This window comes from Aquiflexum balticum DSM 16537 (genome assembly GCF_900176595.1).
In the GTDB taxonomy this organism is placed as follows: domain Bacteria; phylum Bacteroidota; class Bacteroidia; order Cytophagales; family Cyclobacteriaceae; genus Aquiflexum; species Aquiflexum balticum.
Genome location: NZ_LT838813.1, coordinates 2,843,375 through 2,855,058 on the forward strand (window position 1 = coordinate 2,843,375; position 11,684 = coordinate 2,855,058).

Annotated in this window: 8 protein-coding genes; 6 read left to right on the forward strand and 2 right to left on the reverse strand. The window is 39.9% G+C overall.

The features are described from left to right. Window positions 1–40: 40 nt before the first annotated feature. The gene (locus B9A52_RS12135) at window positions 41–1,075 is read right to left on the reverse strand and encodes an alpha/beta hydrolase (RefSeq protein WP_231955596.1); all 1,035 of its coding nucleotides are present in this window, start codon (window positions 1,073–1,075) and stop codon (window positions 41–43) included. A 230-nt stretch (window positions 1,076–1,305) separates the two neighbouring features. On the opposite strand from B9A52_RS12135, the gene B9A52_RS12140 reads away from it, so the two are divergent. The 5 genes from B9A52_RS12140 (at window position 1,306) to B9A52_RS12160 (ending at window position 8,200) form a co-directional block, all read left to right on the forward strand. Beyond that, window positions 1,306–2,958 (forward strand): M28 family metallopeptidase, encoded by a 1,653-nt coding sequence (locus B9A52_RS12140; protein ID WP_084120717.1) that lies wholly within the window; start codon window positions 1,306–1,308, stop codon window positions 2,956–2,958. Window positions 2,959–3,078: 120 nt separating this feature from the next. Beyond that, a complete protein-coding gene (locus tag B9A52_RS12145; RefSeq protein WP_084120718.1) occupies window positions 3,079–3,759 on the forward strand; it encodes a TetR/AcrR family transcriptional regulator in 681 nt (226 codons plus the stop codon). Then, window positions 3,749–5,449, forward strand: coding sequence for a peptidase domain-containing ABC transporter (locus B9A52_RS12150; RefSeq protein ID WP_084120719.1), 1,701 nt, complete (start codon window positions 3,749–3,751; stop codon window positions 5,447–5,449). Before B9A52_RS12145 ends, B9A52_RS12150 begins: the two co-directional genes overlap by 11 nt. 12 nt (window positions 5,450–5,461) lie before the next feature. Continuing rightward, window positions 5,462–6,814, forward strand: coding sequence for an HlyD family secretion protein (locus B9A52_RS12155; protein WP_084120720.1), 1,353 nt, complete (start codon window positions 5,462–5,464; stop codon window positions 6,812–6,814). Continuing rightward, window positions 6,815–8,200 carry a TolC family protein gene (locus B9A52_RS12160; protein WP_084120721.1) on the forward strand — a complete coding sequence of 462 codons (1,386 nt, stop codon included), beginning with the start codon at window positions 6,815–6,817 and terminating at the stop codon, window positions 8,198–8,200. A 126-nt stretch (window positions 8,201–8,326) separates the two neighbouring features. Here the strand turns inward: B9A52_RS12160 and B9A52_RS12165 are convergent, their stop codons facing one another. Continuing rightward, window positions 8,327–9,790, reverse strand: a complete 1,464-nt coding sequence (locus B9A52_RS12165; RefSeq protein WP_084120722.1) for a Gfo/Idh/MocA family protein — start codon at window positions 9,788–9,790, stop codon at window positions 8,327–8,329. A gap of 222 nt (window positions 9,791–10,012) precedes the next feature. Between B9A52_RS12165 and B9A52_RS12170 the strand changes: the two genes are divergently transcribed. Beyond that, window positions 10,013–11,614: a beta-N-acetylhexosaminidase gene (locus tag B9A52_RS12170; RefSeq protein WP_157370136.1), complete on the forward strand. Its 1,602-nt coding sequence runs from the start codon at window positions 10,013–10,015 to the stop codon at window positions 11,612–11,614. Window positions 11,615–11,684: the final 70 nt, after the last annotated feature.

Sequence of the window (11,684 nt, forward strand, 5' to 3'; positions counted from 1 at the left end):
TGATTCCTTTTGTCCCTTTTGTGGTTCAAAAATTTTCATTTTAATCTTCAATTTCCACCAATTCGGGTTTGGTAACCTTTTTTATCCCTGCTACTTCTTCCAAAAACATGATGGTTTCATTTAGCACTCCTTCCCAGTCTTTTGAAGTGATATCAGACGCGATGACATGGTCTCCCGATTCAGGAAATGCTTTTTTCACTTTAAGGTTCCCGGGAGTATTTACTTGTTCAAACATTTCCAGCATATGAGGTACTGAAACCACCTTGTCCTGTTCCTCCTCATTTTTGTAATAATAGGCCAAAAATAAGGGTTGGTTTATTTTGGAGAATGTTTCGGAATTCATGGTACTCCTGATTAGTATGGCCAAGCTTTTATAACTATTGATATGATATTCTTCTGACCAGTATTTGGCTTTTTCGCCTTCCCTTTTGTTCATAAGCACCCCGTTTTCATATTGGAAATTTTCTGCCAGATAGGCTAACCAAGGTTTGAAAAATATTTCCAATTGATCACCGTATTCTCTGACACAAGGGGAGTATAGCACCAAAGCTTTCATATCAGGCCTTTCGGAGGCCAGATTCAATGAAAGTGCTCCCCCCATAGAAGTTCCAATGACAATCACTGAGTCGCCAAGGCTTTTCCCGACCATATAGGCCTCCCTCACCTCATCAAGCAGCATTTTTGCAGTCAGATGCTTGAAAGCATCGGGACGCGAAATCCCGTGTTCGGGAAGTCTGATAAGATAAAGGTTAGCTCCAAAGTGGGCCGCAACCTCTCTATGGACAGGATGTCCTTCTTTTTCACTCGCTCCAAAGCCATGTATATATACAATGGAATAGGGCGTTTTACTTTTATTGAGACTATCGGCCCAAACAATTTTGGCTTCATTGTCCGGTTTTAGACCTTTGACAGTATCGGATTTGGAATGAACAAATTCTGTCAGTTCATTTAATCTTGTAGGTACTTCAGGATAATCACCTGCTAGATTTTCTGTTTTGGCTTTTGGTCCAAACATGTAGACCACGGCAAGAACAATAGCCAAGGTCATTACAACTTTCAATACATTTTTCATCATCACTGAAATTTGACTGCTAAGGTAAAAATTTTAATTCCGAAAAAAATCAAGTTCTCATCTCTGACTTTTCAAATTTGAAAATGTTTCGCTTTCACTTTTATGACAAACAAGGTAATTGACATATGACTTTGGTCATCCCAAACACCCATATCAATTTTCACCTTATATAAAAGGCCTTTGCTAAATGACAAGTAATATTCTTATCTTCGGTCAAACCATTATCGTTCAATATGAATTTCAATAAGTTTAAATCATTTCTGACAATTGCTCTTTTGGGCCTTTATACTGTTTCTTGTCAACCGACAGAGACAGCACCTTATCAATTTGAGATAGTTGACTTGGAGGAACATTTAATCACTTTATCTTCAGATTCATTTATGGGAAGAATGCCATTTACGGAAGGAGAGGAGATTACCATCAAATATCTCGAAAATGAATTCAAGTCAATAGGTCTGGAGCCTGGAAACGGGGACAGTTATTTTCAGGATGTGCCCATGGTTTCCATTGCTACCAGGCCTTCAAATGAAATGACGGTCAAATCAGATTCCAAAGAACTGAAACTGGAAGGATTGAAGGATTACGTCTTGTGGACACAGCGAACAGAGGCTACTCAAAATTTCGAAGATGTTGAAATAGTTTTTGCAGGATTTGGGATCGTTGCCCCTGAGTATGGTTGGAATGATTACAAAAATATTGATGTAAAGGATAAAATAGTCATGGTTCTGGTCAATGATCCGGGATTTGGAACAGAGGATGAAACACTTTTCAAAGGAAATACCATGACCTATTACGGACGTTGGACTTATAAATTTGAAGAAGCGGCAAGACAAGGGGCATTGGGAACGCTGATTGTGCACAATACAATTCCTGCAGGCTATGGATTTAATGTGGTGCAGAATAGTTGGAATGCAGTGAAACTTTATTTGGATACCAGAGGCAAGGATATCTACAACCCTGTGTTTGAAGGTTGGGTTACACTTCCAACGGCCAATCAATTATTTGAAATGGCCGGATTAAATGAAAGGGAAATGCTGGCACAGGCAAGAAAGCCGGATTTCCAAGCTATTCCTATGAACTTGAAAGCAAGTTCCTCAATGGAAGTTGACGCTACCTATGATATTTCAAAAAATGTCATAGCCAAAATCACCGGGAGCAAAAGACCTGATGAATACATTATTTACACAGCCCACTGGGACCATTTGGGAATAGGTAAGCCTGATGAATCCGGAGACAGCATTTACAATGGTGCTTTGGACAATGCAAGTGGCACTGCGGCCCTTTTGGCTTTGGCCAAAGCTTTTAAAACTGATAAAGAACCGGAAAGAACCATTATATTCCTTTCTGTAACAGCAGAAGAGCAGGGCCTATGGGGTTCGGCCTATTATGCAGAAAATCCTGTTTACCCTGTGGAAAAAACCGTTGCCAATATCAATATGGATGGCATCAACCCTTATGGAAAAATGAAGGATGTTTCGTTGATTGGTATGGGCCAATCCGACCTTGAAGACTTACTGAATAATGAATTGGAGAAAGTAGGCAGATACAGTGCACCGGAACCAACCCCTTCAGCAGGATATTATTTCAGGTCTGATCATTTCAATTTTGCAAAGGTGGGAATACCGGCACTATATTTTCAAACAGGGATTGACCATGTTGAAAAGGGCAAGGAATATGGCAAAGATTTGCAGGCCGAATATACCGCTCAATATTACCACAAACCCTCTGACTCTTATGACCCTAAAAGATGGAACCTGGAAGGTGCAGTAGATGATGTGCAATTATTGTATCAAGTAGGTAAAAGGCTTTCAGATAGCGATATATGGCCCCAATGGAAAGAGAGCTCGGAGTTTAAAGCAATTAGGGAAGCATATATGAAGAAATAGATTAAAACTGATTTTGCATAGGAGCCGAAATTTTTTTTGTGTGTAATACAAACTTTTTCTATATAGGTATAAACTATTTAGGTGGCAATACCGTTATGATCGTGTTTTTATTCAAATTTTATGGAAGCCATACTCCGGAAAATCCGAGTTGAAATCAATCAGAATATATTTCTCAAAGACCCTTTCAGTTCTGACTTGGGAAGAGAAATCATTGAGCAATCAATTGAAATGATTATTGAACTTGGATTTGAAAATTTTACTTTCAAAAAATTGTCGAGTAAGATTGGTTGTACTGAAACAGCCATATACCGTTACTTTGAAAATAAACACAAGGTTTTGCTTTACCTGACTTCGTGGTATTGGGGATATCTGGAACAGAACTTGGTTTTTGGGACTGCGAATCTCACTGATTCAAGAAAAAAATTGGATATAGCCATTCAAATTTTAGTAAAAGGCCCCATATTTACTCAAAATGATTTTATAAACCCTTTATCATTAAGGAGTTTGTTGACAGATGAAGCTGCAAAGGCAATTATGACAAAGGAGGTGGATGACGAGTATCAAAAGGGCTTCTTCAACCATTACCACAAATTGGGTGAAAGGATTGCCAAAATAATTTTAGAGATAAACCCAGATTTCGAGTACCCGAAAGCATTGGTTTCCACGGTAATGGAATCCAGTCTCATGCAGTCTTATTACGCAAAGCATCTTCCCGGATTGACTGAACATCAGCAGGGAGATGAAAAAAGAATTGATTTTTTCCACAACTTAGTTTTCAAAACCATAGAAAATGAAAATTGATTATACGCTGACACCGTTAAAGAGATTCTTTAACCTTTTGAATGAAGAGAAAAAGGAGGTTTATGCCATCTATTTTTACTCATTGCTCAATGGTGCCGTTTCTCTGATATACCCTTTGGGGATACAGGCCATTGTGAATTTCGTCCTTGGGGGAAGGGTAAGCACTGCTTGGTTGATTATGATTTTGGTTGTGGCTTTGGGGATCACTTTTGGTGGATTTCTTCAAATCTCCCAACTATATCTCACTGAAAAACTTGAACAGCGCATATTCACCAAAGTGGGATTCAGTTTTGCATACCGCCTGCCAAAACTCAAATTGGACGAATTGCAGGATAAACATACTCCAGAATTGGTGAATCGTTTTTTTGATGCAGTAAATCTTCAAAAGGGAGTTTCAAAAATCCTGATTGATTTTTCTTTTGCGATGGTACAGATTTTCTTTGGTATGCTTTTGTTGGCTGTCTATAATATTTTCTTTTTGATTTTCAGTTTATTACTCATTCTGATGATCATTTTGATTTTTTATTTTACCAGCCCAAAAGGTATGGAGACCAATTTAAAAGTTTCAACCAAAAAATATGAAACAGCCTATTGGTTGGAAGAGATCGGAAGGACTTTGGCCACCTTTAAACTCGCAGGTAATTCCAAACTTCCTTTTTATACAATAGACAAACTATTACAGTCCTATGTGGATTTCAGGAATAAGCACTTTTCCGTATTGGTCTTCCAATACAAGGTGATGATTGCCTTTAAGGCCCTGATCGTGACTACTTTACTTATAGTGGGTAGTTTGTTGTTGATTGATAATCAGATCAGTATCGGTCAATTTGTAGCTGCTGAAGTAATCATAATCCTGATTGTAAGTTCAGTTGAAAAAGTGATTTTATCGCTGGATGTTGTCTATGATACTTTGACTGCTACTGAGAAAATAGGTCAGATCATGGATTTACCATTGGAAAGGCAAGAAGGTACCGAAAAATCACTTACCACAAATAATGAAAGTCTGAAGTTTGAGTTGCGCAACCTGAGTTTCAAATCCAAGAATGAGACTTTTGATGTTGTTCATGATGTCAGTTTCACATTAAACCCAGGAGAGAAAGTGATTCTTACCGGAAAAAGCGGTAGTGGAAAGAGTACCTTGATGTATTTGATGTCAGGGCTTTTCAGTGATTACAGGGGAAGGGTGATAGTCAATGGGCTCCCGATAGATACTATGAATCTGGAAAGATTAAGAGGCTACATTGGGGATAGTCTTTCTCACCAATCTATTTTCCATGCAAGTATTTACGATAATATCACCTTGCACAAAGATGTAGAAGATCAGCATGTAAGGGAGATCATTGACCTCGTTGGACTTAAGGAATACATTTATTTGCTGGAAAAAGATTGGGATACTGTTCTATTGCCGGAAGGAGGTACTCTGAGTAAGTCAATAGTGAGTAAAATAGTTCTTGCAAGGTGCCTTGTCAATTATCCTAAAGCGCTTCTTTTGGAAAATATGATAACCTATTTGGATCCATTGGAAAAATCAAGGGTCCTCGATTTTATTCTAAAAGGGAATTGGACAGTGTTGATGATATCTGAGGATGCTGATACTATGAGGAAATTCCCAAGAGTTATAAAAATTGATATGGGCAATTTAATATTTGATGGCAGCAGTGAGGAATATCTTAATAATTACAATAATTAATCCTTTTGGACAATGATAGGTATTTCAAATAACAAAATCGGGAAAGATTTCACCTTCGAAGAGTTTAAAAGTTTTGGAATGACAATTCCAAAAGAGGAGAGCAAGAAAAGGATCAGAATATTACTATGGTTTTTGATAGGGACTTTTCTTTTTCTTTTTCTTCCCTGGACCCAAAATGTCAGAACAAAAGGTTTTGTAACAGCTTTGAGACCGGATCAGAGGCCTCAGACTGTACATTCAATCATTGCAGGAAGGATAGAGAAGTGGTATGTGGCAGAGGGTGAATATGTCCAAAAAGGCGATACAGTTTTGTTGATTTCTGAAATCAAGGATGATTACTTTGATCCTTTACTTTTGGAAAGAACAAAGCTTCAGGTGGATGCCAAAACCATGTCGGCAAGGTCTTATTCAGAAAAAGTCCGTTCCCTTGAAATCCAGATACAGGCATTGAAGGAAAATAATGTTTTGAGAAGGGAACAGGCAGATAACAGGCTGAAAATGGCCGAACTTCAAGTAACTTCTGACAGCATAAGATTTGAGCAGGCCAAGGTGAACTTTAAAGTCGGAGTGGATCAGCTTGATCGGGCAGAAAAACTGTACAATGAGGGACTTCGTTCTCTTACGGATTTTGAACAAAGAGAACTTAGATTCCAGGATGTTCAGGCAGGTTTGATAGCTGCAGAAAACAAGTTGCTGCAAAGTATCAATGCGAGGATAGCAGCCATGATTGAGTTGAACGCCATTGACAATGATTTTAGAGATAAAATGGCCAAAGCAAGTGCAGATATGTATGAGGCCATGTCTTCACAGTTTGATGCAGAAGCTACAGCTACCAAGTTGGAAAATCAATATGCAAATTATGAAGTCAGAACAGGTTTCCGTCATATTCTTGCCCCTCAGGAAGGATATATTACCCAAGCGATTCAGGTAGGTATAGGAGAGACAATCAAGGAGGGAGCTGAGATAATAAGCATACTTCCGGGCAATGCCCAATTGGCTGTAGAGATGTACGTTGCTCCGGTAGATTTTCCGTTGTTGAGAATAGGGAATAAAGTTAGATTTATTTTTGACGGTTGGCCTGCTATCGTTTTTTCAGGATGGCCTCAGATAACTAATGGTACTTTTGGAGGTATGGTACAAGCTATTGACAATTTTAGTGGTGCCGATGGATATTACAGGGTTTTGGTTGTGGAGGATCCTGAAGAGGAGCCCTGGCCGAAGGCTCTCCGTATTGGTTCAGGTGCAGATGGGATATCCTTGCTGAATGATGTGCCACTTTGGTATGAAATATGGCGTCAGCTAAATGGATTCCCACCGGATTATTATACTTCAAGAGAAAAGGCTGAAAACAGGAAAACCAAGTAAATGAAACGCATACTCTTTGTAATTATAATTTCTTTTCTGAATTCACCGCTTATTGGTCAGGAATTGCTTTCCTATGATGATTATATGTTATGGGTGAGGAGCTTTCATCCTGTAGCCAAGCAGGCAGATATCACTGTTGAATTTGGTGAAATGGAACTCCGTGCTTCAAGAGGGGGATTTGATCCTAGACTATATGGTGATTATGAAGCCAAGAGATTTAAAAACACCAACTATTATGATAAAAGAGAGGGCGGGATTGTAATTCCAACTATGGCAGGTGTGGAATTGAAAGGTTTGATTGAATATAATACCGGTACTTTGCTAAATCCGGAATTGGAAGTACCTGATGACGGTTTAGTTGCTTTGGGAGCATCTGTCAATCTTGCTCAAGGCCTTTTGATAGATAAGAGGCGGGCAGCACTGAGACAGGCTCAGGTCTTTAATGAATCCACCAAAGCAGAACGGATTCAGATCCTTAATGACCTTTATATGGAATCTACTGAGGCATATTGGTCTTGGGCAGCGGATTATCAAAACGTACAGGTCTTGGAGGGTGGAGTAAAACTCGCAGAAGAGCGGTTTGAAATGGTCAAGGAAAGCTATATTCAGGGAGATTTCCCTGCTATCGATACCGTGGAAGCCTACACGCAAGTAATGGACAGGATTTATAGATTACAGACTGCCCAAATTCTGTTTTTCAAGTCCACCCAATTTTTGAATACTTTTCTATGGGATGAAAATGATGAACCAGTAGACCTATTGGAATCAGTTTATCCTGAAAATGTTCTAGATGCAATGGTGTTCGATTACAGCAAAGAATCCATGCGTGAGTATATTTATAGGCATCCCCAATTACTATTGACTGATTTTGACATTGAATCTCTTCAGATAGAAAGAAGGTATAAAGCCAATATGTTGCTTCCGGTAGTCAAGGTCAATTATAATTTTTTGGTGGAGCAAGTCAATGAATTTCAATTATCCCCCTTTTTGGAAAATAATTACAAACTTGGGATGACTTTTTCCATGCCTCTTTTTTTGAGAGGAGAACGCGGAAATCTGGGATTGACTAAATCAAAAATCAACTTCAAAACCTACGAAAGGGATTTGAAATTGCTCCAATTGACCACAAAATTGGAAAGCGAAATTTACAATTTTGAAACGGTAGAAAGACAATTAGGTGTATATACCAATAACGTCAACGGACTGCAGAAACTTTTAAAAGGGGAAATGATGAGATTTGAAGTAGGAGAAAGTTCTCTTTTCCTTGTCAATGCCCGGGAGGTCAGTCTTATCAGTGCGCGGACTACCCTCAATGAACTTGCTGCTAAAAGAAAATCTGCTTACGCCAAAATGCTCAACGCCGCGGGTTTGGGGTTTGATGAATAGATGTTAAGACTTTATCTCAAATCACCTTCATATAAAAAATAAAAAAGATAATCCCGCAAAACCAAAGTCTTGCGGGATTGTCCCCTTATAAGGTAAAAGGAAAACTGAGTCTGCTGATTTTCAACTTCAGCCCAAATTCCAACCCTCCCGATACTCCCTTTTCACAAACTGATTGGCAGCTTCAAAATTGGTTATTTTCATATTTGGGCCATCCCATACCAGCTTGATTCCTCTACCCGGATAATTGAATCTGTTGGATCCGTCCCTTCTTGGCTCTCTGTAATCATAACTTCTGATAGCAAGATTGCCCATCAATACGGATTCAGTTAAGGGACCTGCTATTGAAAATGGTGAACTTAGCTGATCGTATTCCTTACTGCCATACCCTCCAATACAAGCTTCCACCCAGTTATTATAATGGCCGCCGTCTCCTTTGGGGACCCTATACAAAGTCTCAGGAACCTTTATTTCTTTTGTCCGGGAAGTAGGTAAAAGTTTCGGATCCTTTCCGTAGGTACCGCACATCATTTTTCCTTTTGTCCCCTCTATGATGACCCCGTTTCCTCCATCACCCATCACTTCATTTGGCCCCAACTCTTCAGGTCGGGAAGGCTGAATACCACCATCCATCCAATGGAAGGACAAATCCTCCTTACCTTCTCTTTTAAATCTCAAGGTGATATGAGATGAAGGGGGGCAACTTTCCGGGAAATAACCTCTTTGGAATTCTCCAACATAAACTGAACCCACACTACACTCTGCTGATTCAGGATAGCCTAGTCCCAATACCCTGAAAGGAGGCTCCATGATATGACAGGCCATATCTCCCAATGCACCTGTTCCATAATCCCACCAACCTCTCCAGTTGAATGGAATTAAATTAGTGACATAGTCTTTTTGAGGAGCCGTTCCCAACCACAGGTCCCAATCCAAATCTGCCGGAGGGGTGGCTTTTTCACTTGGCCAGGGAATACCCTGAGGCCAAACAGGTCTGTCAGTCCAGGACCAAACCCTTGTCGCTTCTCCTATCAAACCTGCATTGTACCATTCTACCATTTTTCTGACTCCTTCACCTGATGAGCCCTGATTTCCCATTTGGGTGACCACTTTATATTTTTCCGCTGCCTCAGTCAGGATTCTTGCCTCATATATATCGTGGGTGAGGGGCTTCTGTACATAGACATGCTTTCCCAATTGCATGGCTGATAAGGCCTGAATGGCATGCATGTGGTCAGGAGTGGAGACTGTAACGGCATCTATGTTTTTATGCTCTTTATCAAGCATTGTTCTGAAATCTTTATAATACTTTGCTTTTGGGTGTGCTTTTACACTGCTTTGGGCCCGGGTATCATCCACGTCGCACAAGGCAATAAAATCAGCTTTACCACTATTGGACACACCCCGAACATCTCCGGTTCCCATTCCTCCAACTCCAATGCCTGCAACTCTTAATTTATCTGAAGGGGCGATAAATCCCGGACCGCCCAATACATGTCTTGGTACAAAATAAAACCCGGCAACGGCCGTAGCAGAGGCTTTAATAAAATTTCTTCTGGAATTATCGTTTGGGGGCAATGTTTCCTTTTTCATTTGGGATTCGGTTAGAGTTGGTACTTAGAGAATATTCCAATATAAATGTCAATTTATTTAAATTCTTGGTTTAAGCACTTAATATTTTTCTGATTTTGGAAAAATGGAAAATAATTGTGATAAATGGGTGCTTCAGAATATTAAACAAACTATTCGATAATCGGTAAAATCTTTTTTAAAATTTTTATTTAAGTTTACATGTTGATCATAATATTATCTTCTATGAAAACCTTAAAAATCCCCGCATTAAAAACTCTGATTGCTGTTGCACTGTTTGCCGTTTCATGTAGCATTGACAAAACTGTACCGATCACACAAAACAGTATTATCCCGGCACCTGTTTCCATTGTTGAGCAGGAAGGGTCTTTTACCCTGGACGGCAACACCAAAATTTTCAGCGGAGCTAATGCCTCTGAAATTTCCATGGTAACCGAATATTTTAAATCTGAAATGTATACCCTGACAGGCTTGCAGTTGGGTTCTTCTGATGAGGTGGGGGCGAATAGTATTGTTTTTGAGTTGAATTCTGCCTTGGGAGAAGAGGCATATACGCTTGATATCAACAAGGAAAAAGTTGTTCTTTCTGGCGGAAGTCCGGCAGGTTTATTTTTTGGGGTTCAGACTTTCAAGCAACTGGTTCCTGCTTTTGGAGATCAGAAAATGAGCCCGGGAAACCAATATGTCCTTCCTGCGGGAAAAATAGAGGACAGACCTGAATATGCCTATAGAGGAATGATGCTTGACGTGGCCAGACATTTTTTCCCTGTGGCGGATGTCAAGCATTTGATCGATTTGTTGGCAATGTATAAAATCAATTTTCTCCACCTTCATCTTTCCGATGATCAGGGATGGAGAATAGAAATCAAATCCTGGCCATTACTGACCACCATTGGTGGCAGTACTCAAGTGGGCGGTGGACCTGGAGGTTTCTACACCCAGGAAGATTATAAAGAAATTGTGAAATATGCCCAGGCAAAATTCATCACCATTGTTCCTGAAATTGATATGCCTGGTCATACCAATTCTGCTTTGGCAGCTTATGGCGTATTGAATCCAGGAATCACTGTGCCGGAAGAAGGAGCATTAAGATATGACAGATCCAGTTTGGGAGTTGATGGAGAAGCCACACCGCTATATACAGGAACGGAAGTAGGATTCAGTACTTTGGATACCAATAAACCGGTTACCTCTCAGTTTGTAGACGATGTTGTCCGTGAATTGGCTGAAATGACCCCAGGGCCTTATATCCATATTGGAGGAGATGAATCGCATGTAACTTCGATGGAGGATTATATTCCTTTCATTGAAAAAGCACAGGATATTGTAACCAAATACGGGAAGAAAAGCATGGGATGGGATGAAGTGGCCCATGCCAAGTTGTTACCGTCTACTGTCGCCCAGTATTGGTCAAAAGCGGAAAACGCCGTAATGGCAATAGAACAGGGTTCAAAAGTATTGATCTCTCCGGCTGTCAAAGCTTATCTGGATATGAAATATGATTCCACCACTCAAATCGGCTATACCTGGGCTGCTTTGATAGAACTGGATGATGCCTATAATTGGGATCCCACCGAGTTGGATCCACAGATCAAAAGAGAACATATCCTTGGTGTAGAAGCCCCACTTTGGGCAGAAACATTGAGAAGCAGATCCGATATGGAATTTTTGACTTTTCCCAGATTACCAGCTATTGCTGAAATTGCCTGGACCCCCAAGGAACTCAGAAGCTGGGAATCTTTCAGTTTGAGAATTAATCGTCATGGCAAAATGTGGGAAGCTATGGGACTGAACTTTTATAAATCCCCCAAAGTAAACTGGGAATAATTCTTTTCGATCAACTAATTTTAAGCTGTCTGATTTCTTGAAAAATCAGACAGCTTAAAAAAACACCCAA